Consider the following 22,352-nt stretch of genomic DNA (forward strand, 5'->3'; position numbering starts at 1 on the left):
TGGTTGAAATCATTGTATTCACAATTGTAGTGACTCATCAGTGTGAGTGATAAGTTCACCACGCTGACTGAGAGGGTGTTTGATTAATATTATTCACGGATTTTGCCTTTGTGGTATCAATCCGATAGCCTTTGCGCCAAAGTAAGTGAACAAGATGTGCATCTAAACAAGTATCGTCAGTGAGGTTAGAACATTGAGCGACCAATCAACCGTCGTCATTATTGAGGATGAATCTGCCATCGCAGAGAACCTGATTCATGTATTAGAGATGGATGGCTACCACGCAGAGTGGTTTGCAACGGCAGGAGAGGGCTTGGCCTTTTTGCAGCATAACTCTGCAGCGTTACTTGTGTTAGACGTAGGCTTACCGGATGGCAATGGTTTTGAATTATGTAAAACCATCCGTGAGTTTTCTGATATTCCCATTATCTTTCTCACCGCAAGAAGCGATGAAATTGACCGCGTAGTCGGCTTGGAGATTGGCGCGGATGATTACGTGACTAAGCCATTTAGCCCGCGTGAAATGTTGGCTCGCATTAAACTTCGAATCAAAGCTAAAGCGCCAATGATGGAGCACAAACCAGAGCCTGTGGCTGTTCCAGAACAACCTCAATTGAGCCATGATTTGGTTGCGCAAAACTTCGATTATGGTGTTGGCGGGCAAATGCTTGGGTTAACTGCGGTCGAATTTAAGATCCTCGATAAGCTGATCTCCGTCTCTTCTAATGTATTGAGTCGAGAGCAACTTATGATCGCGGCAGACATGGCGCCAGAGGCTGCGTACGAGCGCAATATCGATACCCACATCAAAGCTATTCGCCATAAGTTGAAGCCGTTTGGGATGTCTGAACGTATCTGTACCAAGCGTGGCTTTGGTTACTTCTACTGCATTAAAGGTGAATGATGAATCGCTGGCCGAAGATCCCGCTTGGACTCAGACTGTTTTTTCTCTACTTCATCTTAGTCGGGATGACGGCTTACATGGTGAGCAAAACGGTCGTCCAAGAACTCAAGCCAACCGTGCGTCAAACCACTGAAGAGACGCTGGTGGATATGGCGAACTTGCTCGCGGTATTGGCAGAAGAGGACGTTGCAAACGGAAAGTTGTCTGAGAGTCGCTTCTCCAAACTATTAGCGGCTTATGGGCAGCGAGAGCCTCAAGCGCGCATTTGGGAAATTGGCAAAAAAGCGATCAACCATCGAATTTACATTACCGACAAACAAGGCATTGTGATTGCGGATTCTTGGCAGCAAGACGTAGGCAAAGACTACTCGCAATGGAACGATGTTTATCTCACGTTGCGTGGTCAATACGGCGCGCGCAGTACCATCGAAGACCCGAAAGATCCGCTCTCAACCGTTATGCACGTGGCTGCGCCCATTTACCACAAAGGTGAAATCATTGGCAGCGTAACGGTGGCAAAATCCAATCGCTCAGTACAACCTTTCATCGATCTTTCTAAACGCAATGTATTGTTTTGGATGGTGTGGATGAGTGGTTTAGTGCTATTGGCAGGGGCATTGTTTGCTTGGCGAATTCACTCGGCACTGAACAAGCTAGAAGACTACGCGACCAAAATGGGTGAGGGTGAAAAGGTCTCTAAGCCGACATTTCGTATCTTTTATGAGTACGGCACGCTAAGCGACGCATTGGAGAAAATGCGCAATCAGCTCGATGGTAAACAATATGTGGAAGAGTACGTACAGACGCTGACTCATGAGCTGAAAAGCCCGTTATCAGCGATTAAAGGCGCGAGTGAAATATTGCAAATGCCGTTGCCTGAAGAAAAGGTCACGCGCTTTGCTGGCAACATTGAGCGAGAAAGCGACCGCATGCAGTCATTGATTGATAAGTTGCTCGAACTTGCTCGTCTTGAAAAGCGCCCTGAGCTAGAACAAGTCGAAGCTATCTCGCTAAAACAAATGGTCAATGAAGTGGTTGAATCGGCGGATGCGCGCTTGAGTGCTAAGTCGGTCACTGCCAAAATCCAAATTGATGACCATCTCTCCGTGTTTGGTGATGCCTTCTTGCTGAAACAAGCCGTTTTTAACTTGATGGACAATGCGCTGGATTTTGTTCATTCAGAGGGCCGTATTGAATGGAAAACTGAGGTCACGAAAGAGAAAGTGTGCCTGTCGATTTTCAATTCAGGTTCTCATATTCCCGACTATGCGATGCCTCGTTTGACCGAGCGCTTCTATTCCCTTGCTCGGGAAAATGGCGTTAAGAGCACTGGGCTCGGGCTGAATTTTGTTGAGCAAGTGACCAAGCTACACAAAGGTAAGTTGCAAGTCGAAAACGTCGATTCTGGCGTGAAAGTGACCCTGATTTTACCAACTCCATAGAAACTCCACATTAGCTCCATTCGTTCTCCAAATTGCTGATTTAGATTACTCCCATCAGCAAATGGAGAATGAAACATGAAAAAGATCCTCAATAACCAACTCGGCACGAAGTTCGCTTTCGTGCTGTTTTTGTTTGTCTTACTGCAAATCCCGCTTTCAATGGTCACAGGACTGATCTCAGAACGCTCATATCGCCAAGATGAAGTCAGAAACGACATCGCACGCAGCAGCAGCGGCGAACAGCGCATCATTGGTCCATTCATCATGGTTAACTACACCGAAACCAGTTACCGAGATGACAAAGTACAGATTAAAGAGCGTCGTAAATTCCTCCTACCTAGCACTTTTGATATGAGCGCGAATCTGGACAGTTTTGAAAAGTACCGAGGCATTTACCGCGCGCGTTTATACAAAGCACAAGTGGCACTGAAAGGCACTTTTGATGCAGACGATCTCGCGGCGTTGCAGGGGCTTGATATTGACAACATGAGCCTAGTCGTTGGCATTGAAGACAGCCGTGGATTGATTCGTTTGGATGACATGACCATGGCGAGCTCTGATATCGAAGTCGCACCGGGAACGGGGTTAAATCAGTTACCACAAGGCTTCCATAGTGATCTGACACTTGCAGACCTAAACCCAACACAACCTTTGGCATTCGATCTTAACTTCTTGCTACAAGGGATGGGACAGCTTCAAGTCACACCAATTGGCAGTCAAACAACAGTGGAGCTCTCTTCAACATGGGCGCATCCAAGCTTTATCGGTGATTACTTACCGGTGTCATCAGAAGTATCTGAAGATGGATTTAACGCGCAATGGGCGAGCAACAACTTCTCAACCAATATCGCGCAGCTGTTCCAAAGCTGTTTGTCATCGAATCACGCTTGTCACGAGCTTGAACAGCGACAAATGGGCGTAGATTTGATTGATCCCGTGGACCACTATTTGAAGTCTCACCGAGCCGTGAACTATTCACTATTGGTTATCACATTAGTATTTGCGAGTTTCTTCTTGCTGGAGCTGTTCCAGGCGCGTCCGATTCACCCAGTACAATACGGTTTTATTGGTCTGGCTTTAGCGCTTTTCTATCTGTTGCTGATTTCGATGAGTGAACACCTCGGCTTTAACTGGGCATATGTGGTGTCGGCAGTTGCATCGACCGGGCTTTTAAGTGTGTACGTGAGCGGTATGTTGAGCAACACCAAGCACGGCGCGATATTCGGAGCGTGTTTGCTCACTCTCTACGGATTACTGTTTGGCTTGCTACAAGCAGAGAGTTACGCATTGGTCATGGGGACATTACTGTGTTTCGCGATTTTGAGCTTCACTATGGTCATTACACGCAACGTCGACTGGTACGCACGAAACAAGAAAGCAGAAGAAAGTGCAAAGGCGAATCATGAAGACGTTTAAGCGAGCAACTCTCACTGGTCAGCCAAGCGATATGGTGGAAGAGACGTCCGCTATCCACCTGCGATTTTCTGCAGAAAATGGACTCAAAAGCTTGGTGTGTTTTATCGCATTGGTCGTTATTGCGCTCTATGTTCGAGACAGCTTTATTCGTCCGACATTTGGTGATGTTCTGGTTGTGGTTTGGCTCTACTACTTTCTTGCAAGTATGTTCTCTATGCCCGTTAACTGGCTGGTTTCATTGGTGGTGTTGATTGCGTTTGCCGTCGAGTTGGGGCAATTGCTTCAGGTCGCAGCTTGGCTTGGTATCGAATCTTCATCGCCTCTGGCTGTAATTTTGGGTGCCACATTTGATTGGAAAGATCTGCTGGCTTACTGCATCGGAGGTCTACTGTGTTGGTGGATGGAAAAGAAATGAAAAACGAGATGAAAGCCATTGCGCTACCAAACCGACTCCGCAATTCCAAACGAGGTATTCGTAAGAGGTTCAAAATCAGTTTACTCAAGCGCGTGTACCTTTGGTCACTGACCAACAGAGAACTGCTGTAAACATCACCTCTTTATCTGAAATACAAAAGGGAATCTCAAACTCACCGGCGCACAGGGTGAGTTAAGATTCCATTATTGTTGACTAAAATATTGAGTTTTTACTTTTAATTAGCTTTCAAATGAAAGTTTATCGCCGAACGTCTCATTCCAGTCTTTATCGAACTGTTCAACCGCCGGTTTTACTGCTGGATGTGCGAACATTTGTGCCGCCACTTCAGTTGGTAATGTAATGGCTTCGATACCCAGTTTCATCACCTCCATCGCTTGTTGAGTGTTCTTGAAGCTGGCTGCCAAAATCTTCGCTGGTAATTGGTTTTGATCGAGCAACAATTGAAGATCCGCGACCACTTCAACACCGTTGCCGTTCATCGCATCAATGCGGTTTACGTAAGGTGCTAGGTAGTCTGCACCGCACAGTGCTGCAAGGAAGCCTTGTTGAGCTGAATAGATAGCGGTAGCAAGAACCTGAATTCCCTCTTTTTTCATTAGCTTAATTGCAGCTAAGCCGGTTTCTGTTGCTGGCACTTTTACCACCATATCGTAAGGCAATTCATTCAGTTGGCGCGCTTCTGCCAGCATACCTTCGACGGTTGAACTCACGACTTGAGCGTGAAAGCGAGGTGTACCGCCAAGTGCTTCTTGCATGCCTGCTAGGGTTTCATTTAGTCCCTGTTTTGACTTCGCCAAAATGCTTGGGTTTGTCGTCACGCCTTTTAGCGGTAGGCACTGGTTAAAGCGTTTTACTTCTGCCACATCAGCAGTATCTAAATAAAGTTCAATCATGGTTTCTACCTTAAACAAAATCTTCGTTTTGATGATGGGATCACTATAGATCTGACAATCGAACGAGATCTTGATTTTGATCAATTGAAATTTCATTTGAAACTATAATAATTTCATTAAATGAAAGTTAAGTGAAACTTGTAAACGCTCAAATGAAGCTTTCAGTTCGAACAAAGAAAAGCCGCTCATAAGACTTAACCAGCAAGAAACGGATTAAGTACACAGCGGTAGCACAGACCAAGAGGCAAGCAGAGATGTATTTCAATATTCAACGATTCTCTACCCATGATGGCGATGGCATTCGTTCCATTCTTTTTCTTAAAGGATGCAGCTTGTCTTGCCCTTGGTGTCAAAACCCAGAAAGCCGCAGCGAAAAGCATTCACTCTTATTTGATCAGCGAAGCTGTATGGAAGGTTGCCAGCTGTGCGTTTCTGCGTATCAAGCCACAGCGGGTATTGAAACGGTGGGTGATGGTATTCAACGCATCGACAACCAGATCATCATCAATCGCAAAGCTATCAAAGAAGACCAACTGATCGCGCTGCGAAACGTCTGTCCTACGCAAGCACTGACCGTCTGCGGTGAAGAGGCGAAATCAGACATGCTGTTCGACACCTTGATGAAAGACAAACCTTTCTACGACCAAAGCCAAGGTGGCGTGACCTTCTCCGGTGGTGAGCCACTCATGCAAGCGGATTTGGTGGCAGAACTCGCGCAGCGTCTGCATGACAACCAAGTCTCTACCGCTATTGAATCGTGCATGCATGTGCCGTGGAAGAACGTTGAAAAAGCCGCGCCATATATTGATTGCTGGTTGGCGGATTTAAAACACACCGATGAAGAGAAGTTTCTTAGCTGGGCGAAAGGTTCACTAAAACGCATCAAAGACAATTTCCGAAAACTGGCACCTATCGCGAAGCGCATTGTGATTCGCGTTCCCGTTGTGCCGGGGTTCAATGACACCATCGAAGAGTTGAAAGACATCATCGATTTTGCGGCTTCACTAGAAAGCTGCCAAGAACTTCACTTGCTGCCGTACCACACGCTCGGCATCAATAAATACCGTTTGCTCGATATGCCTTACGAGTGTTCTGACAAGCCATTAAACAAACCAGAACTGCTAGAAAGCGCCATGCAATACGCAAGCGAAAACACCCAACTTAACGTGATTGTAAGAGGTTAACTATGGACCTGAATTACCTTCCTGAGCGTATCAAAGCGCACAAATCGGCACTGGTAAATATCGTAACGCCACCTGTCTGTACCGAGCGTGCAGAGGCATACACTCGTGCTTATCAAGCAAACGAAGACAAACCTGTGATTGTGCAACGTGCGCTGGCGCTGCAAGAGCACTTACGCACTCGTACGATTTGGATTAAACACGATGAGTTGATTGTCGGTAACCAAGCGAGCAAAGTGCGCGCTGCGCCTATTTTCCCAGAATACACTGTACGTTGGATTGAAGCGGAAATTGATGAGCTAGCCGACCGTCCTGGTGCAGGCTTTGCGGTCACTGAAGAAGATAAGCAAAGCATCCACAGCATCACACCGTACTGGCGCGGTAAAACCGTTCAAGACCGTTGTTATGGCTTGTTCACTGATGAGCAGCAAGAAATCTTAGCCAGCACCATCATTAAAGCTGAAGGCAACATGACTTCGGGTGACGCGCACCTTGCGGTGGATAACGAAAAAATCTTGAAGCTAGGCATGAACGGCTTGCTAGAGGATGTTCGTCTGCACCGTGCTAACAATGATGTTTCGACCTTTGAAGGCTTGAAGAAAGAGCAGTTCTATAAATCAGTCGAAATCGTACTGCTTGCGATTCAAGATCACATGGTGAGCTACGCTGAATTGGCGGCAAAAATGGCGTTAGAAGAGACGCGCCCGCTGCGCAAAGCTGAGTTAGAAAGCATTGCGGCAAACTGTCGTCATGTCGCGAGCCACGCACCAGAAAACTTCTGGCAAGCACTGCAATTGAGCTACTTCGTTCAGTTGATGTTACAAATCGAATCGAACGGTCACTCGGTTTCTTTTGGTCGTATGGACCAGTTCCTAAACGAATTTTATGTTCGCGATATCGAAAACGGCGCGATCGAAAAAGACTTTGCACTAGAGCTTTTACAAAGCTGCTGGTTGAAGCTGCTTGAAGTAAACAAGATTCGCTCTGGCGCGCACTCGAAAGCATCCGCAGGTTCTCCACTGTACCAAAACGTGTGTATTGGCGGTCAGAAGTTGAATGAAAAGGGTGAGCCAGAAGACGCAGTGAATCCCCTTTCTTGGGCGATTCTGGAATCTTGTGGTCAGTTGCGTTCGACGCAACCTAACCTGAGTGTGCGTTACCACGAAGGTTTGAACCAAGAGTTCTTAATGGGCTGTATCGAGGTGATTAAGTGCGGCTTCGGCATGCCAGCTTTTAACAACGACGAGATTGTTATTCCTGAATTCATCAAGCTTGGTGTAGAGAAAGAAGACGCTTACAACTACGCATCTATCGGCTGTATCGAGACGGCGGTTCCGGGCAAATGGGGTTACCGTTGTACGGGCATGAGCTTCATTAACTTCGCTCGCATCCTGCTCGCTTCATTGAATGAAGGTATGGATGCAACAACGGGTAAAGCTTTCTTGCCGCACGATAAGTCATTAGCAAAAGGCAACTTTGAGAGCTTTGAGCAAGTGACGGCTTCTTGGGCAGAGCAAATCCGCTACTACACCCGTAAATCGATTGAGATTGATACGGTAGTGGACAGCGTGCTTGAACAGCAGGCACAAGACATCTTCTGTTCAACGCTGGTGGATGACTGTTTGGCTCGCGGTAAAACCGTGAAAGAAGGTGGCGCGAAATACGATTGGGTATCTGGTTTGCAAGTCGGTATCGCAAACTTGGGTAACAGCCTAGCCGCCATCAAGCACCTTGTTTTCGATGACGCGCAAATCACTCAGCCAGAGCTGGCAAAAGCATTGGCAGAAGATTTCGACGGCATGGAGAACGAACAGCTTCGCCAACGTCTTATCAACTTTGCACCAAAATACGGTAACGATGATGACGCGGTAGACCAACTGCTCGCAGACGCGTACCAAGTGTACATTGATGAGCTAGAACAGTTCGTTAATACGCGTCATGGGCGTGGTCCAATTGGCGGCGGTTACTACGCAGGTACATCAAGTATCTCGGCAAACGTCCCATTTGGCGCTTCAACTATGGCAACGCCAGACGGTCGTAAAGCGAAAACGCCATTGGCAGAAGGTGCAAGCCCGTCATCTGGCTCAGACCGTTTAGGTCCAACGGCAGTGTACAACTCAGTCGGTAAAATCCAAGCGAACAAGATCCTTGGAGGCGTGCTACTTAACCAGAAGTTAAGCCCGGCAGCGGTTGAGTCTGAAGGGGATAAACTCAAGCTTTCTATGTTGATTCGCACCTTCTTCAACCACCACAAAGGTTGGCACGTGCAGTACAACATCGTCTCTCGCGAGACCTTGCTAGCAGCGAAGAAGAACCCTGAACAATATCGTGATCTGGTTGTACGAGTCGCAGGCTACTCAGCTTTCTTTACTGCGCTATCACCAGATGCTCAAGACGACATCATCGCACGTACTGAGCATGAGCTGTAAGTAGACTCACTAAGTAAAACAAAAGGCACCGATTGGTGCCTTTTTGCGTTTTGGTCTGAGTTTATTTACCCATATGCTCGTGGCGCATTTTTGTTAGCATTTCCAAGCGTTTTGCATACTGCTCTTGGAACGCTTTTGGGTCAACGCCCTCGGAAACTTGGGCGTAAACTCGCATCTTGTTACCGCCGTAAATCTTCGCCAAGTCTTCGTTGCTATAGCCTCGTGCCCACAAGTCATCGGTAATAGCGGCTAAGATTTTGGATAGTTCGCCGTTACCTGTTGCGCCCTTGTTGAAGGCGTCAATCATGTAGCCGCCATCGTCATACATCTTGGCATTTTTCATCGCAAAATCGACCACGCCTTTTGTTGAGAACATGTCATCGGTTGCGATACCAACATGGTCAACGCCAACCAATTTCACATAGTAATCAATCATATCTGCCGCTTGCTTTGGCGAAATGTCCTCAGGCCATACACCATCCATCATCCACTCGGTAAAGGTTGGTGATACATAGCCGCCAGATTTCGCAGCACGAATTGCTTCATCATCAGGGATTGCACGATAACAGCCTTTTGGTGTCGCATCGGGTTCACTCTTATACAAACCCGCAGGGACTGAGTGAGAGTAGATAAATGGCGTTCCGGCATGATTCTTTTCCATGTAATCCATCGCATCATTGGCGGTCTTGGAACCGGTATGGCTCAAGTCCAGAATTACACGGTATTTCACCATCTCATCGATCACCGATTGGCCCCAAGGTGTTAAGCCAATATCGCGGCCATTATAGGCGGCTAATTGACCTGAACCGGTACGAAAAATATCGTTGTACGCCAAGATCATGCTTTTCAAACCCATGTCTTTAAGCAGCGCCATACGAGTCACGTCTTCTTCCAAAATGGTGGCAGTTTGGCTATTCCAAAGAACGGCGGTTTTGCCTTCTACGTGCGCTTTCTCAATGTCTTGGTTGGAATGGGCAACAATAAAGTTGTCTGGTTCTTTCGCCATGGCAGCACGGTGCTTGTGATGGTGGAAGATGAAGTCATCAAAGTTATGGTCAGCCGCAGTAATTGTGTATTCATGGCCAGTAATGCCGTTATCGCGTGCTAATTGGAAGTAATCGAGAAGTTGTTGATCATCTGTCCAGCCAGCACCATAAGGGCTTGCTAGCATGCCAATCACAATGGTGTCTTGAACAAAGGCTTTCGCTTTGTCTGAGGCTGGCCACGTTTTGCTTTCTACGCTGGCGTAAGCGGAGCCCATTGATACGGCGATAGTGATTGCTGCCAATGACATTTTCTTGATCATAGTAACCTCTCAATAGTGAGTGTAAGTCCGTTTATTTTGATGGGGGCATCTAGCGTTTAGAGATGGCTTTTGTCGTTAACGGTTTAATTCAACTAATTGAATATTAGTCAAAACTCACGTTCTTGCTGCCAATCTCTAAGCGATAACGGAAACTTGATGTGAAATACGATCTATGGCTCAAATTTTTTGCCTTAGCTTCACTCAAGCGATGTGGTTATCTTAGCCAGTTAGGAATATGAAAATGTGCATTTTGCGCCACGTGTCCTATTTTTTGAAAAGCCAGTCAAGTAACGTCAGAAGTCGTGTAATGAAAAGAGACGTGTTGAATTTAGGAGAAGGTGTGAGTCATTCTATCCCATTGATTAGAAAAACAATCGTGTATGATTTTCTTGGGCAGTTAGCTCTGGAGCCTAAAGCATTGGCGCTATTGCAAGAGCAAGCCGACATGCCATTTGCGCTAGACACTTCAACGGCTGAGTTCATTCCTTTCCATGCTTTTTCTCGGTTGTTATCTGGGGTGAGGCAGCACTTAGGCGCAACGGTGTTTGTCTCTTCATTACAACGTATCGCGAGGCAAGCGAGTCTTAATTTAAAGTTCAATCAAGCCACGCCGGAAAACGTCATCACGAGCTTAGGTCTAAGAGCCTTGAGCTTAGAAACGACAGCTCATGTGATTCATGTAAAAGCTCATGCTAGTGCTTGCGATCAAATAGAAGCCGAACTGTTTCTAACGGTTTATCTTCATGCGTATTTGAAAGCTTGGTACCCCAATCTGCAAGAGCCGAGCGCTTACTATCTGCTTCACCCGCAAGGCCAGCCCTTAACCGAGCTCCAAATCAGAAACGATATTCCGCAGTTTCTTGGTCAAGAACATTTAGCGTTGGAGTATCCCGCTTTAGAAGGGATCGATAGCATAAATGTATGCGCGGAAGACAAGCCTTTTGCTTACTATGTTGAGCAAGCTTTGGCGGCGTATGTAGGGCGAGTTGATATGTCTTTGGAAGTGTTTAGCGAGTTAATTGGCATTTCAAAGCGCACGGTGCAGCGCAGTTTGAAGCAAGAAGGCACCAGTTTTCGTGAGGTAAAAGAGGCGCTCAACTTTGCTTTTGCCAAACGCGTTTTGATTCAAAGAAACAGTGCCGTTAGAGATATTGCTGTGCACTTGGGATACGCTGATGCCACTCAGTTTGTGCGTGCCTTTAAACGCGCGAATGGCATCACCCCTTTGCAGTGGAAGAAAGCTAACCAGTCTTAAGATTAGCTTTCTTGTTGTTTGACGAATTGTCCCGGTGTCATACCGAAATGGTTTTTGAACGCTCGAGTAAAGTGGGACTGGTCATTAAAGCCAAGCTCGTGCGCCGTTAAAGCGATATTGACTGAACCAGAAGAAAGTGCCACTCGAGCTTGCTCCAAACGCTTATTCATCAGGTACTGATAAGGTGTTACGCCGATCAGCTTTTTGAATTCCCTCAGAAAGTAAAACTTACTGCAACCAAGCAAGTCTGCGAGATCATCGACCGCGATGTTGTTGCCGATGTTTTCTTCGATGTATTGGTCAATCTTATCGACTTGGTGTTGGTCGAACTTAGAGGCAGCAAGCTGGTTGTTCTTAAGGTCAAAGTAGTTGGAGTAGTTTTGAATGTAGTGGGTTGCAAGGAGTGAAACCAAGTTATTGAGGTAGGTTTTGCCATTTCGTCCTTTGGCTTTCGCTTCCAACATAAACAGCTCAATGATGCCTTTGATGGTCTCATCCAACACGTTGTAGTTGTTCAAAAATTGCAGCTCAATTCCCTCTAAATTTAGCGGGCAGTGTGAGAAAAACTCTTGCTCTTCAATCGCTAAAATCACGAAGTAACAAGGCTCTGCCACATCATGGGTAAACGGGGTTTTCGGCGGATTAATCCAAATGTTGCCCGGGCTGGTTTTCAGATCGGCGAACGTGCCATCTTTTTCAACACTCCAATTCAAATCTTTTTCTAGTGCCAATGCAAAGTAGAAGTAGGGGGTGTAGACATTCTTCGGATAGAAATAAGGGGACGTGCCTTTTTCGACCAATACGCCCGACCAATCTAATCCATGGTTTGAAAACTCAATATCCAGCACGTCGCCACAGCTTGATAGCGCATTAGATTCAGAGTCATAAAACTTAAGCTCGGACTTCATTTTCTTTCCTTTGTTCTCTTCCACTTGCTAGCTGAAATTAGCCGAGTTTTGCACATTTCGTCAACTCATTGAGGGGGCAATAAAGTACAAAAACTTGGGCAGGAATGTTCAATCTTCTCTCGCGGTGCAGCGCTAATCTATACCCAAGTTAGCCGGACAGCTTAGGCAAAACATAAGACAGAGAGGATGCCATGTTTAAGAAATCGCTTTTACTACTATTAGGTAGTTTGCCGTTCACCACCTTTGCTCATTCAGTTTCTGCAAATGACAACAACATGAACTTAGCTTTAGAGGACACCACCATGAAACACATCGAACTCAATACTCAAGTTGGTCAACTAGCTGCAAACCTGTACCTACCAAAAGGTGCGAAGAATGCCCCAGTTGTTATCGTGACGGGTGCGTGGACAACGGTGAAAGAGCAGATGCCAGCGGTTTATGCTCAAGCATTGGCAGAGCGAGGTTATGCGGCACTGACGTTTGATTTCCGTGGTTGGGGTGAAAGCAAAGACCAAGTGATGTACTTAGAAGATCCTGCACGTAAAACCGCAGACATTCGCGCAGTGATTGAAGCGGTGAGTCAGCTCGATGGTGTTGATGCATCACGCATCGGTGGTTTGGGTATCTGTGCATCAGCTGGCTACATGCTAGATGCGGTTGCCGGTAATGACAAAGTAAAAGCCGCGGCAGTAGTTGCTCCTTGGTTGCACGATAAAGCGATGGCGACTGAAATTTATGGTGGCGAAGAAAGTGCGAAAAACTTACTCGTAGCAGCGGAAGAAGCAGCGCGCTCAGCGACTCCGGTTTACATTGAAGCGGCAAGCACAACCAATGAGAACGCACTGATGTTCCAAGCACCTTACTACACAGAAACTGACCGCGGTTTGATTCCTGAATATGACAACCAATACAACGTTGCATCATGGACTGGTTGGTTGAACTACGACGCTCAAGCAAGCGCAGCAACACAAGATAAACCAGTGCTAATGGTGGCATCTGAAGCCATGGCTCTGCCTGCTGGTGCGCATCGTTACATCGAGAATGCCGGTAGCAACGTTAACGCAGTATGGCTATACGACATCAATCAATTCGATTTCTATGACCAACCAGAAGCAGTAAAACTGGCTGTCGATGAAGTTGTAGAGCACTTCGAAGCGAACCTATAAGGAATCACGTGATGAAGCTTAAACAACTGTGGTTACTGTTTATCGGAGTGATTGCCATGAATGTGAATGCTCAAACCATGTCCTTGGACGAAGCGAAAATTCGTAGCAACATTAACAGCTTCTCGGCTTTGGCAGACCAAGGCGCATTTGAATACTTAGGTCGACTGTTCGCTCCAGAATTAACGGTGGATTACACTTCGTTGTTTGGCGGTGAAGTTCAACAAGTCAAACGCCAAGATTTAATGCAGCAGTGGGCGGGTTTCCTGCCTGGGTTTGATGCGACATTCCATGACTTGAGCAACCTGAACGTCTCTATTGATGGCGATAAGGCGAGTGCAACAGTCGATTTCACCGCAAGTCATTGGCTCGGTGAAGAAGGTTTCTGGGCGGTTTCGGGTGAATACGAGTTTGGGTTGCAACGAGCAGGCGATAACTGGCAAATCATCTCAGTGAAACTGAATCGAAAAGCAGAGCAAGGCAGCAGAGATGTCTTGGCAGAAGCGCCTAAGCATGCGGCGCAAAACCTAAAAGCGCGCGAGGCACTTAAAGTCACGTACTAATAAACGCGTCAGAGCGTCACAAAGGCACCAATTGGTGCCTTTTCTGTTTGAGCTTTATCGTGTTTGGCAACATAACCATTTGATTAATTGAGTGGTTTCAATAGGGTAGGAGAAAGTTTCAAAAGAAGGGTAGAAGAACGGATGTTTTTACTCGTCGCAGTCTTTGCCGGTTTGGCAGCATTAGTTTGGTTTTTCCGAGAAGGGCAATCCATCGGTTTGCACCGCATTCTTGGTACATTTTATTTCATTGTTTATACCGTGGTGTATTTGTACGTCCCGCCATTTCTTGAAATGGGGCATCAATACATTGCTAAAACCTACGAACTCATTCCCATCGTTTGTTATTACTTCATCCTGCAACCAGATCCAGAAGAAGCCAGTGCAGAGCAAAAAGCGAAGATCTTTTTCGCATGGTGTGGCTTAATTTTTATTACCTGCTTCTTGTTGTATTTCAAAATGAATGTCTGGTAAGGAGAGCGAGCATGCAAATAGTTAAAGCCAATCTCAGTCATTTAGAGGCGTTTGAGCAGTATGTTGAAAAGTGTGCTCATGCGGGAATGGAAATGTACGTCGCTGCCCAAAGCGACAGTGAAGCGCTGTTGAAAAAACGAGTTGGATACGCGAAAGGCGAAGGCTTGCCGGAAGGTTGGATGCCGTCTTCGACATACTTCTGTATCGAGGAAGGGGTGATACTTGGTTCGATTCGGGTTCGTGATGGTAATAACGACTACCTTGAAAATGTGATTGGGCACATTGGTTACGAAACTGCGCCAGATGCTCAAGGCAAAGGCATCGCCACATTCATGTTGAATTGGGTGAAAGCCGAGGTGATAGAAGGCAGCGCTATCGTGACTTGTGATGTGAACAATACCGCATCAAGACGCGTGATCGAAAAGGCGGGTGGCGAGTTTCTCAATACATTTTATTCAGAACAAGACCAGTACGAAGTGCGCCGCTATCGATTGTCGGCAGAGTAAACTCATTGATATGAACAAACGCCCTCGTGATTGAGGGCGTTTGTTATTGGGAATGCTCCGTTCTGACGTGAGAGGTTAGAACTCTTCCTCTTCAAAGCGTCCAGTGTTCTCTAGCCATAAACCATTGATGACACCAAAGGCGCAGGCGAGTAATACGCCAAGTACCCAACACATGTACCACATACTTGCCTCCTTAATAGAGCGATGAGCTGTTGCTGCGGATGTAGTTGTTATCCAAACGTCCGAACATTTTGTAGTAACACCATGCGGTGTAGCCCAGAATCACAGGTACAACGATGATGGCAACGATAGAGATAATTCCGAGCGTTTTCTCACTCGATGTCGCATCCCATAACGTTAAGCTGTGCGATGGGTTGATGCTTGATGGCATGATCATCGGGAACAAGGTGACGCCTGCAGTTAAAATGATGCAAGCAATCGCAATGCTCGACATAGTAAACGCCACCCCAGCACGGCGAGAGACCGTTGCCCAAAAACACACCAGTAAGCTCGTTACCGCAGTAAATGGAATCAACCAAAGTTGCGGCATTTCGCTGAAGTTATGCAATAAATCACCCGCGATGCTCACCACTTGTTTGTTGAGTGGGTTTGAAATGCCATCTTTAAGCATTGCGCCTATGATGATGTAACCCGATTGCGATGCCGCGAACAAACCGCCAAACATAAACAGCAACATGGTTGCCCCCGCGCCCCACAACGTGATGTTTTGTGCTCGAGTGCGTAGCTCATGTTTGGTTTTCATTTGAAGGAAAGCAGCACCTTGTGTCACCACCATGGTTAAGCTCACCAAGCCACACAGAATTGGGAATGGAGTTAGCAAGTCAAAGAACCCACCTTGATAATCGAGCATCAGCAAGTTGTTTAACTCGAACGGCACACCGACTAACAAGTTACCGAAGCCAACCCCAAAGATAATCGGTGGAATAATACCGCTGATGAACAAGGCGATATCACATGCGTTACGCCATTGCGGATTATCGATTTTAGCTCGGTAATCCATACCGATAGGACGCAACCAAAGGGATGCGAGCACTAACAGCATGGCAATGTAGAAGCCGGAAAACGCTGCGGCGTATACCAAGGGCCATATCGCGAAGATGGCACCACCAGCGGTAATTAGCCAAACTTGGTTGCCGTCCCAGTGCGGCGCGATAGCGTTTAGCATTACGCGACGTTCTAGGTTCTTTTTCCCCATAACAGGGAGCAGCGCGGCTACCCCCATATCGAATCCGTCGGTGATGGTGAAACCAATCAACAGCACACCAACGATCGCCCAAGTAAATAGGCGTAGGTTTTCGTAATCAAACATAGTGCCTCCTTAGTGCTGATCAATCAGTTTGAATGTGTCGGGTTGTTTGTGTTTTTCGTTGTTTTCTTCATGGTGATAGCGGCCCGTTTTGAGTACGCTTGGTCCACGTTTGGCAAACTTCACCATCAAGAACATTTCTACAATTAAGAACGCTGTGTAGAGCACATAAACAAAGCCGAGCGAAATCCAAATGTCACTTGGTGCGAGGTTAGATACTGCCATATTGACCGGAAGCACCTCACCAATTGCCCATGGCTGACGTCCATATTCGGCAACGAACCAACCTGCTTCACAAGCTATGAAAGGCAATGGAATCGCCCATAGTGCCGCTCTCAATAACCAAGGACTCGAACCTAATTTTCTGCGGCAGACTTGGACGAAAGACAAACCGATAATGGCGAACATCAATACCCCACAAGCCACCATGATTCGGAAGCTCCAGAACAGAGGTGCTACTTGAGGAATCGTGTCTTGCGCCGCTTGCTTGATTTGACTTTCAGTCGCGTCGGTGACGTTCTCAGTGTATTTCTTCAAGAGCAGACCGTAGCCGAGATCTTTCTTCATCTCATCGAATTGAGCGATGTTTTCAGGGCTGTCGTTACCTGCGCGAAGTTCCTCTAGCATGCCGTAAGCTTGGATACCATCGCGGATACGATCTTCGTTCTGTGCCATCAGATCGCGTAAGCCCATCACTGGTTCATCCAGTGAGCGAGTCGCGATGATCCCCATTAGATATGGAACCTTAATGGCGTAGTCGGTTTCCATGGTTTCTTGGTTTGGTAAGCCAAATAGCGTGAACGAGGCGGGTGCTTCTTCGGTGTGCCATTCGGACTCAATTGCCGCGAGTTTTACCTGTTGCACGTCACCAAGCTCGTAACCCGATTCATCACCCAGCATCAATGTCGACACAATCGCAGCCATACCAAATGCAGACGCCACCGCAAACGAACGGCGAGCGAACGAGATATCTCGACCTTTGAGTAAGTAGTAAGCACTGATGCCCATCACAAACAAAGCACCTGTGGTGTAACCGGCAGCCACGGTATGAACAAACTTCACTTGCGTGACGGGGTTAAACACCACATCAGCAAAGTTGATCATTTCCATTCTCATGGTTTGGTAATTGAATTCTGCGCCGACTGGGTTTTGCATCCAGCCATTTGCCATCAAAATCCATAACCCAGAGAAGTTAGAACCTAGCGCTGTCAGCCAAGTGACTGACAAGTGTTGGCGTTTTGATAATCGATCCCAACCGAAGAAGAACATGCCGACTAAGGTGGATTCGAGGAAGAAGGCAATCAAGGCTTCGATGGCAAGCGGCGCCCCGAAAATATCGCCCACATAGTGAGAGTAATACGCCCAGTTGGTACCAAATTGAAACTCCATGGTAAGACCGGTCGCCACGCCCACAGCGAAGTTAATCCCGAATAACTTACCCCAGAACTTGGTCATGTCCTTGTAAATGGTTTTTCCCGTCATGACGTACAAAGACTCCATAACGGCCAGCAAGAAAGACAAACCTATGGTCAGTGGGACGAATATAAAGTGATAGAGTGCGGTACTAGCGAACTGAAACCGCGACAGATCAACGACATCTGCAAACATAAGGACTCCTTCCCGCTACCAGAGTAGCGGGTTAGATAAGGTTATTATTAGTCTGTTTAATTAAGCGTTAAAGCTTGGGCACTTGAGTTACGCCTTTGCTGGTGTACGAGAGAAAGGTTTTCTCAACCAGTAATCCAAGCTTACGTAGCGACCACCGCCGTAGAAGAACAGCACCAGCAACATCACAAAGTAGGTCGCTGCGAACTCCATACCGTTGTTGAGCATTACTGGGTCACCCAATTCGGTGATGTAGTTGTATCGACCTGGGAAGTTAGTTGCTAACCATTCAATAAAGCCGTTCAAACGTACCGTTGCTTCCATGCCGCCAGTAGCGATGGCATCCCAACCGTGTTTCCAGTGCACCATTGCGCTCGCAACACTCATCAAGAAAATCATCGGAATCGACATCACTCGGGTAAACAAACCCAATGCGATACAAATACAGCCAAGCACTTCCGTACCTGCGGCAAGAAACGCTAACAACTCGGGAAATGGGAAGTTCAAACCACCATCTGCGGTGGACGCGCCAAACCACGCTACGGTGCCCGAGAAACCCAGCACCTTAGAGCGAGCGCCAACAAAAATGACTGGAATGAGGTAGAGACGAATCGCAAGTAACGCTAAGTAATCGTATCTTTTGCATTTCTCGACGAGGCCGTCGAACCAATTGAGGGCTGACTTAATCATAATTTTTCTCCTGAAGGGCGGACGCTGACGAGTCCTAGTTCACTGAAGTGTTGAGCCCACTCCATGAAACTGAATCTGGCGAGTTGCTGAGCAATCATTTGTTGTAGTTGCGCCAGAGTCAGGTTTGGTTGCTGTTGTAATAGCTGAATCAATGCGACATCCACTTCTCTGAGCTTTTGCGATATCACATGATGCTGTGAGTTCCGAAACACGCCATAAAACACAGGGTGACGCCTGTCAGTTAAGAAGGTCACGGAGTCTTGATGCAGCAAGAAAGGCACTTCGACCAGCTTTAATGTTGGGTTGAGTTGCAGCACTTGATTCTCTTCGAATATCGGATTCGAGGGAGAATTGAATGCCGCGACTAAGGTGTCAATTTCTACATTGAACGCCACCCATTCATATTCCAATAACGCCTTCTGATCGGCAGAGATGGAGCTGGAATCTTGATGCGCTTTCTGCTGCAAAAACTGAACAAACTCGGTGGCAATATGATGAAACTCAGGCTCGGACGCGCCATGCATCACCACAAAGTCATCCACCATGCGTTCAAGTTGTTCATCAGCGAACTGCGAAGAAAATAGAGGGAACGTATTCGCAACGACACCCAAGATGTTGTCGCGGATAAATTCGCTATATCGACACAGCGCATGCTGATTCATAGGCGTGCGAATTAGAGCCGTTAGGGACTCGGTTTGCGCGCGCATTTTGCTCGGAGGATTAAGCATTGAGCACCTCCTTACACAACACTTCGAGTGTTTGACTGAAATCCAAGATCTCGCCATGAATGCTGCGAAGCTCTTCAGCCAGAACAAGCAACGACGGCACATTGTGGTCGCGCTCAAGCAGTAAAGGTTTGCTGCCATGTACCGAGTAGGTGTAGCGAGCCAGATCAATCACTTCATCAGGCACTGGTTTACCATGAGTATCGATCAAGAAGTCATCACGCTCTTTCAAGTGACCCGCAATGTGGTAATAACGAATCGCGTCGCTTGGTAAAGTGCTCAGCATGTCGTAAGGGCAGAAATGATGATTTCGGCTGTTGACGAACACATTGTTGATGTCGATAAGCAGCTCACATCCACTGCGGTCACTCACTTCAGCGATAAACTCGCCCTCTGGCATTTCATGTCCGTAATCGTGGTAGTAAGAGATATTCTCTAACGCCAATGGACGCTGAATAATGTCTTGCACGCGTTGAATGCGTTCGACCAAATACGGAATGTTCTCTTTATGTCGAGGGATCGGAAGCAGTTCATACAAATAGCCCTGATTGTCTCTAGAGAAACTCAGATGTTCGCTATAGATGTCGATATTAAATTCATCGAGAAAGCGTGCGACGTCTCGTACAAAAGACTCGTTTAACGGTTGGCAATCACCAATCGATAAGCTCAAGCCATGAGCGACAAGCGGATAATATTTAGCAATGTCTTGCAGTTGTTCACGTTTCAAGCCGCCAATATTCATCCAGTTTTCCGGTGCCAATTCGAGGAAATCGATATCTGGGTGCTCGGGCAACTGACACAGCAAATCAACGTGTTCGCTGCGCAGCCCAATCCCTTTTGATGTATCGGTTATTGTCCGCATACCCCACCTGTGATTTTGCTTTTGGTTAATTTGATGGTTTCAGCCGAAGGGTTGATGCCTTCACCTGTCACACCACATTTACCGTCTCGGGCGCGTACCAAACGGCCTTGCGGATCATCTTTTAACTCTTGTTTCTCGAAGCGTTTCTCTGTACCGCATTTACCAGCCGCACACTTACCGCCATGTTGAGAGCTGGATTGAGCTTCAACAGGAGCCTCGGTGGGAGCATCGGCAAACGCCATACCTGAGTTCAAAGTAATGACAGACGTCATCGCGATAGATAGAGCGAGTTTATTGTTCATGAGACATCTCCTTCGCTGCGCTCATTGGGTAGCTAGATAAGTCGTGACCAGCGATAACTTGACCGTGGTAGTACTCTTTGACGATCTTGATGGAAGCGGGTTTGAGTTTTAGACCTAAGCCCATCCAGTGGTTAAGCACCAAGAGTTTTGGATTTACTTCTGCGGCGATCTTGCCGACAACCGATGGCTTAGCGTGCATAAACGATGAGACTTCGTCGGCTTCTTCGTGAATTGCCAATGGCATCAATAAAATGTCGGCACCTTTAGCGAAGTCGATGAAGTCAGGGTTACTGCCGTTTTGGTCAGCGGAAATCACCATCACGCCTTCGGCACTTTCGATTCGAAAAGCGAGACAAGGAACGTCGCCGTGTGGGATGCCGAGAGCGTAAATGGTCAACCCATCTTGCTCGTACACCTTGGTGCCTTGGGAAGTTTTGTATGGCACATCAGTAATGGTGACGGGGAACAAGCCATCGCTGCCATCAAATAAACCGTTCAGATATGCGTAAGCGCCTTCATCACCGTCGAAAAGCGCTTTCATGTAACCGGTTAAGCTAGGAAATGCAGAGCCTGCTTCAGGGCCTGCGATATCAAGGGGATCTTGACGGTCAAAGAAGTAGCCACCTTTTAATAAGGCAGGAACGTCAGCGACGTGGTCAGTGTGAAAGTGGCTTAAACCAAGGAAGTCTAAGTCTTCCAGTTTGCCGCCCGCTTGACCAAAACGCAGATAAACACCGCCACCGGCATCGATCATCACGCGTGATTTTCCTTTCCACCAAATCAGTTCACCAGACGATGCACGCAGGTCATCAGAGATTGGTCCACCGGATCCGAGTAGCTGCAAAGTAAAATCTTTTTCGAGCGGTTCGACAGTTAATGCGTAACAGTTGGCTGCACCTAAGGATAACCCTAGAGCCAGCACTAACGCTTTTAAAGGCTGTTTCATATTGAATACCTATGAGTTTGATTTTTCATATTTATTTTCTTTGGGTGAGCATCCAAAGAAGTGCTGAAGAGGTAGGAAAAACGATTTGTTTTTGATGTCCGTCAAAGCACGGGAATAAGATATCCAATATGAATGGTTAATTATATCTAGTAATTTTAAAGTTTCGTTCAGGTAAATTGAACGTTATTGGTTTGAGCTGAACAAGCATCAGAATGTAAAAAGGCACCGCGAAGGGTGCCTTTTGTTTGTCTTCAAACCTAAGCTGTTAAAGGCTTAGAGGAGTAAAGTGTTTTCTTACGATGTATTTGAGATGACGGTTGGTCGCTTCAATGATCTCGAATTCAGCTCCTTTGTAAGAGATGACTTTCCCTTCTGTCAGGTCATATTCGACAGGAACAGTAAATGCTCCTCTGATCATGTTGTTGGTGAACTCACGGTACATGAAGTTCACTTTTGAGCCATGTTTACCCGTATAAATCATTTCTTTAAATTGAGAGTCAGCGCCTTCCACTGTTCTTGGTTTGATTGAAACGGGTGCATTTTCGTCGGTACAGAAATACAAAACGTCATAGTTGCAGACAGTGTTGTTGGTTTTGTCTAGGTAGATATTGGTTTTATGCAGAGTAAAGCCTGAATCCATCCCTGCCGTAGGTGAGACCGCCATGTACTCGTCATATCTGCTTGCATCCGCTACTTTTACGTAGGTACCGACTTCCATCGTAAGCAAGCCACCCTTCAGATCAAGTGGGGTGTGTACGCTAAATGAATCTTTAGTTTGTGCGTAGCTGTATTCGACAATTGGTTCGCCCAATGATTTTGTTGTTACAAGGCCTACATCTGGCGCATCAATTGATTGAACTTGACCGTAGTAGGGTTTGCTCGCACAACCTGAAAGAGCCAATGCTGCAAATGAAACAATGATTAACAAGATTTTCTTCATGGTATTCTCTTCGCCTTTTGATTTATACGGTGTATTGTACTGTTAATTGTTTTTATGTAAATGGTATGTCGTACTTTATTTT

The 22,352-nt window shown here is 46.7% G+C and carries 24 protein-coding genes; 12 read left to right on the plus strand and 12 right to left on the minus strand.

Annotated features, from left to right (window positions below; genetic code table 11):
• Positions 1–193 precede the first annotated feature (193 nt).
• The 5 genes from ACLIIY_RS21190 (at position 194) to ACLIIY_RS21210 (ending at position 4,308) form a co-directional block, all read left to right on the plus strand.
• Complete coding sequence (locus tag ACLIIY_RS21190; protein ID WP_434529330.1) at positions 194–904, plus strand: response regulator; 711 nt, start codon at positions 194–196, stop codon at positions 902–904.
• A complete protein-coding gene (gene creC, locus ACLIIY_RS21195) occupies positions 904–2,346 on the plus strand; it encodes a two-component system sensor histidine kinase CreC (RefSeq protein WP_262665819.1) in 1,443 nt (480 codons plus the stop codon). Before ACLIIY_RS21190 ends, creC begins: the two co-directional genes overlap by 1 nt.
• 75 nt (positions 2,347–2,421) lie before the next feature.
• On the plus strand, positions 2,422–3,762 hold the full coding sequence (gene creD / locus ACLIIY_RS21200) for a cell envelope integrity protein CreD (RefSeq protein WP_434529331.1): 1,341 nt from the start codon (positions 2,422–2,424) through the stop codon (positions 3,760–3,762).
• Positions 3,749–4,177: a DUF2809 domain-containing protein gene (locus tag ACLIIY_RS21205; RefSeq protein ID WP_434529332.1), complete on the plus strand. Its 429-nt coding sequence runs from the start codon at positions 3,749–3,751 to the stop codon at positions 4,175–4,177. The genes creD and ACLIIY_RS21205 overlap by 14 nt, the downstream gene beginning before the upstream one ends.
• A complete protein-coding gene (locus ACLIIY_RS21210) occupies positions 4,174–4,308 on the plus strand; it encodes a hypothetical protein (RefSeq protein WP_434529333.1) in 135 nt (44 codons plus the stop codon). The genes ACLIIY_RS21205 and ACLIIY_RS21210 overlap by 4 nt, the downstream gene beginning before the upstream one ends.
• Positions 4,309–4,416: 108 nt before the next feature.
• Here the strand turns inward: ACLIIY_RS21210 and ACLIIY_RS21215 are convergent, their stop codons facing one another.
• Positions 4,417–5,091: a fructose-6-phosphate aldolase gene (locus tag ACLIIY_RS21215; protein ID WP_434529334.1), complete on the minus strand. Its 675-nt coding sequence runs from the start codon at positions 5,089–5,091 to the stop codon at positions 4,417–4,419.
• Positions 5,092–5,345: 254 nt separating this feature from the next.
• On the opposite strand from ACLIIY_RS21215, the gene ACLIIY_RS21220 reads away from it, so the two are divergent.
• Positions 5,346–6,275, plus strand: a complete 930-nt coding sequence (locus tag ACLIIY_RS21220) for a glycyl-radical enzyme activating protein (protein WP_434529335.1) — start codon at positions 5,346–5,348, stop codon at positions 6,273–6,275.
• Positions 6,276–6,277: 2 nt separating this feature from the next.
• Positions 6,278–8,701, plus strand: a complete 2,424-nt coding sequence (locus ACLIIY_RS21225; RefSeq protein WP_434529336.1) for a formate C-acetyltransferase/glycerol dehydratase family glycyl radical enzyme — start codon at positions 6,278–6,280, stop codon at positions 8,699–8,701.
• A gap of 61 nt (positions 8,702–8,762) precedes the next feature.
• Here the strand turns inward: ACLIIY_RS21225 and ACLIIY_RS21230 are convergent, their stop codons facing one another.
• Positions 8,763–10,007 carry a dipeptidase gene (locus tag ACLIIY_RS21230; protein WP_434529337.1) on the minus strand — a complete coding sequence of 415 codons (1,245 nt, stop codon included), beginning with the start codon at positions 10,005–10,007 and terminating at the stop codon, positions 8,763–8,765.
• Between the two features lie 340 nt (positions 10,008–10,347).
• On the opposite strand from ACLIIY_RS21230, the gene ACLIIY_RS21235 reads away from it, so the two are divergent.
• Positions 10,348–11,262 (plus strand): helix-turn-helix domain-containing protein, encoded by a 915-nt coding sequence (locus tag ACLIIY_RS21235; protein ID WP_434529338.1) that lies wholly within the window; start codon positions 10,348–10,350, stop codon positions 11,260–11,262.
• Positions 11,263–11,264: 2 nt separating this feature from the next.
• Here the strand turns inward: ACLIIY_RS21235 and ACLIIY_RS21240 are convergent, their stop codons facing one another.
• Positions 11,265–12,170: a helix-turn-helix transcriptional regulator gene (locus tag ACLIIY_RS21240; RefSeq protein ID WP_152163883.1), complete on the minus strand. Its 906-nt coding sequence runs from the start codon at positions 12,168–12,170 to the stop codon at positions 11,265–11,267.
• A gap of 302 nt (positions 12,171–12,472) precedes the next feature.
• Here ACLIIY_RS21240 and ACLIIY_RS21245 point away from each other — a divergent pair, with 302 nt between their 5' ends.
• From ACLIIY_RS21245 to ACLIIY_RS21260, 4 genes are all read left to right on the plus strand, one after another.
• A complete protein-coding gene (locus ACLIIY_RS21245; protein ID WP_434529511.1) occupies positions 12,473–13,336 on the plus strand; it encodes an alpha/beta hydrolase in 864 nt (287 codons plus the stop codon).
• An 11-nt stretch (positions 13,337–13,347) separates the two neighbouring features.
• Positions 13,348–13,896, plus strand: coding sequence for a nuclear transport factor 2 family protein (locus ACLIIY_RS21250; RefSeq protein WP_408739651.1), 549 nt, complete (start codon positions 13,348–13,350; stop codon positions 13,894–13,896).
• A gap of 141 nt (positions 13,897–14,037) precedes the next feature.
• Positions 14,038–14,367 carry a hypothetical protein gene (locus ACLIIY_RS21255; RefSeq protein WP_045416087.1) on the plus strand — a complete coding sequence of 110 codons (330 nt, stop codon included), beginning with the start codon at positions 14,038–14,040 and terminating at the stop codon, positions 14,365–14,367.
• Positions 14,368–14,378: 11 nt separating this feature from the next.
• Positions 14,379–14,873, plus strand: a complete 495-nt coding sequence (locus ACLIIY_RS21260) for a GNAT family N-acetyltransferase (protein ID WP_434529339.1) — start codon at positions 14,379–14,381, stop codon at positions 14,871–14,873.
• A gap of 75 nt (positions 14,874–14,948) precedes the next feature.
• Here ACLIIY_RS21260 and cydX read toward each other — a convergent pair whose 3' ends face one another.
• The 9 genes from cydX to ACLIIY_RS21305 all read right to left on the minus strand — a co-directional run bounded on the left by cydX (position 14,949) and on the right by ACLIIY_RS21305 (position 22,270).
• Positions 14,949–15,056: a cytochrome bd-I oxidase subunit CydX gene (gene cydX / locus ACLIIY_RS21265; protein WP_010453186.1), complete on the minus strand. Its 108-nt coding sequence runs from the start codon at positions 15,054–15,056 to the stop codon at positions 14,949–14,951.
• 10 nt (positions 15,057–15,066) lie between these two features.
• A complete protein-coding gene (gene cydB, locus ACLIIY_RS21270) occupies positions 15,067–16,203 on the minus strand; it encodes a cytochrome d ubiquinol oxidase subunit II (protein ID WP_394611786.1) in 1,137 nt (378 codons plus the stop codon).
• A gap of 9 nt (positions 16,204–16,212) precedes the next feature.
• The gene (locus ACLIIY_RS21275) at positions 16,213–17,808 is read right to left on the minus strand and encodes a cytochrome ubiquinol oxidase subunit I (RefSeq protein WP_434529340.1); all 1,596 of its coding nucleotides are present in this window, start codon (positions 17,806–17,808) and stop codon (positions 16,213–16,215) included.
• An 87-nt stretch (positions 17,809–17,895) separates the two neighbouring features.
• The gene (locus ACLIIY_RS21280; RefSeq protein WP_434529341.1) at positions 17,896–18,495 is read right to left on the minus strand and encodes an HvfX family Cu-binding RiPP maturation protein; all 600 of its coding nucleotides are present in this window, start codon (positions 18,493–18,495) and stop codon (positions 17,896–17,898) included.
• Complete coding sequence (locus ACLIIY_RS21285) at positions 18,492–19,223, minus strand: HvfC/BufC family peptide modification chaperone (protein WP_239968670.1); 732 nt, start codon at positions 19,221–19,223, stop codon at positions 18,492–18,494. The genes ACLIIY_RS21280 and ACLIIY_RS21285 overlap by 4 nt, the downstream gene beginning before the upstream one ends.
• The gene (locus ACLIIY_RS21290; RefSeq protein ID WP_434529342.1) at positions 19,216–20,082 is read right to left on the minus strand and encodes a DUF692 domain-containing protein; all 867 of its coding nucleotides are present in this window, start codon (positions 20,080–20,082) and stop codon (positions 19,216–19,218) included. Before ACLIIY_RS21290 ends, ACLIIY_RS21285 begins: the two co-directional genes overlap by 8 nt.
• The gene (locus tag ACLIIY_RS21295; protein ID WP_005436274.1) at positions 20,070–20,384 is read right to left on the minus strand and encodes a hypothetical protein; all 315 of its coding nucleotides are present in this window, start codon (positions 20,382–20,384) and stop codon (positions 20,070–20,072) included. Before ACLIIY_RS21295 ends, ACLIIY_RS21290 begins: the two co-directional genes overlap by 13 nt.
• Positions 20,374–21,330 carry an MBL fold metallo-hydrolase gene (locus ACLIIY_RS21300; protein WP_005429413.1) on the minus strand — a complete coding sequence of 319 codons (957 nt, stop codon included), beginning with the start codon at positions 21,328–21,330 and terminating at the stop codon, positions 20,374–20,376. The genes ACLIIY_RS21295 and ACLIIY_RS21300 overlap by 11 nt, the downstream gene beginning before the upstream one ends.
• A 265-nt stretch (positions 21,331–21,595) precedes the next feature.
• Positions 21,596–22,270: a hypothetical protein gene (locus ACLIIY_RS21305; protein WP_050567645.1), complete on the minus strand. Its 675-nt coding sequence runs from the start codon at positions 22,268–22,270 to the stop codon at positions 21,596–21,598.
• Positions 22,271–22,352: the final 82 nt, after the last annotated feature.

The organism is Vibrio sp. K4 (assembly GCF_051122595.1).
GTDB classification, from domain to species: domain Bacteria; phylum Pseudomonadota; class Gammaproteobacteria; order Enterobacterales; family Vibrionaceae; genus Vibrio; species Vibrio owensii.

Excerpts from the sequence above, each read along its gene's own strand:
- ACLIIY_RS21290 (WP_434529342.1), bottom strand. The coding sequence starts at position 20,082 with ATGCGGACAATAACCGATACATCAAAAGGGATTGGGCTGCGCAGCGAA.
- ACLIIY_RS21250 (WP_408739651.1), top strand. The coding sequence starts at position 13,348 with ATGAAGCTTAAACAACTGTGGTTACTGTTTATCGGAGTGATTGCCATG.
- ACLIIY_RS21210 (WP_434529333.1), top strand. The coding sequence starts at position 4,174 with ATGAAAAACGAGATGAAAGCCATTGCGCTACCAAACCGACTCCGCAAT.
- cydB (WP_394611786.1), bottom strand. The coding sequence starts at position 16,203 with ATGTTTGATTACGAAAACCTACGCCTATTTACTTGGGCGATCGTTGGT.
- ACLIIY_RS21220 (WP_434529335.1), top strand. The coding sequence starts at position 5,346 with ATGTATTTCAATATTCAACGATTCTCTACCCATGATGGCGATGGCATT.
- ACLIIY_RS21280 (WP_434529341.1), bottom strand. The coding sequence starts at position 18,495 with ATGATTAAGTCAGCCCTCAATTGGTTCGACGGCCTCGTCGAGAAATGC.
- cydX (WP_010453186.1), bottom strand. The coding sequence starts at position 15,056 with ATGTGGTACATGTGTTGGGTACTTGGCGTATTACTCGCCTGCGCCTTT.
- ACLIIY_RS21245 (WP_434529511.1), top strand. The coding sequence starts at position 12,473 with ATGAAACACATCGAACTCAATACTCAAGTTGGTCAACTAGCTGCAAAC.
- ACLIIY_RS21285 (WP_239968670.1), bottom strand. The coding sequence starts at position 19,223 with ATGCTTAATCCTCCGAGCAAAATGCGCGCGCAAACCGAGTCCCTAACG.
- ACLIIY_RS21260 (WP_434529339.1), top strand. The coding sequence starts at position 14,379 with ATGCAAATAGTTAAAGCCAATCTCAGTCATTTAGAGGCGTTTGAGCAG.
- creD (WP_434529331.1), top strand. The coding sequence starts at position 2,422 with ATGAAAAAGATCCTCAATAACCAACTCGGCACGAAGTTCGCTTTCGTG.
- ACLIIY_RS21255 (WP_045416087.1), top strand. The coding sequence starts at position 14,038 with ATGTTTTTACTCGTCGCAGTCTTTGCCGGTTTGGCAGCATTAGTTTGG.
- ACLIIY_RS21225 (WP_434529336.1), top strand. The coding sequence starts at position 6,278 with ATGGACCTGAATTACCTTCCTGAGCGTATCAAAGCGCACAAATCGGCA.
- ACLIIY_RS21230 (WP_434529337.1), bottom strand. The coding sequence starts at position 10,007 with ATGATCAAGAAAATGTCATTGGCAGCAATCACTATCGCCGTATCAATG.
- ACLIIY_RS21215 (WP_434529334.1), bottom strand. The coding sequence starts at position 5,091 with ATGATTGAACTTTATTTAGATACTGCTGATGTGGCAGAAGTAAAACGC.
- ACLIIY_RS21240 (WP_152163883.1), bottom strand. The coding sequence starts at position 12,170 with ATGAAGTCCGAGCTTAAGTTTTATGACTCTGAATCTAATGCGCTATCA.
- ACLIIY_RS21305 (WP_050567645.1), bottom strand. The coding sequence starts at position 22,270 with ATGAAGAAAATCTTGTTAATCATTGTTTCATTTGCAGCATTGGCTCTT.
- ACLIIY_RS21275 (WP_434529340.1), bottom strand. The coding sequence starts at position 17,808 with ATGTTTGCAGATGTCGTTGATCTGTCGCGGTTTCAGTTCGCTAGTACC.
- ACLIIY_RS21205 (WP_434529332.1), top strand. The coding sequence starts at position 3,749 with ATGAAGACGTTTAAGCGAGCAACTCTCACTGGTCAGCCAAGCGATATG.
- ACLIIY_RS21295 (WP_005436274.1), bottom strand. The coding sequence starts at position 20,384 with ATGAACAATAAACTCGCTCTATCTATCGCGATGACGTCTGTCATTACT.
- creC (WP_262665819.1), top strand. The coding sequence starts at position 904 with ATGAATCGCTGGCCGAAGATCCCGCTTGGACTCAGACTGTTTTTTCTC.
- ACLIIY_RS21300 (WP_005429413.1), bottom strand. The coding sequence starts at position 21,330 with ATGAAACAGCCTTTAAAAGCGTTAGTGCTGGCTCTAGGGTTATCCTTA.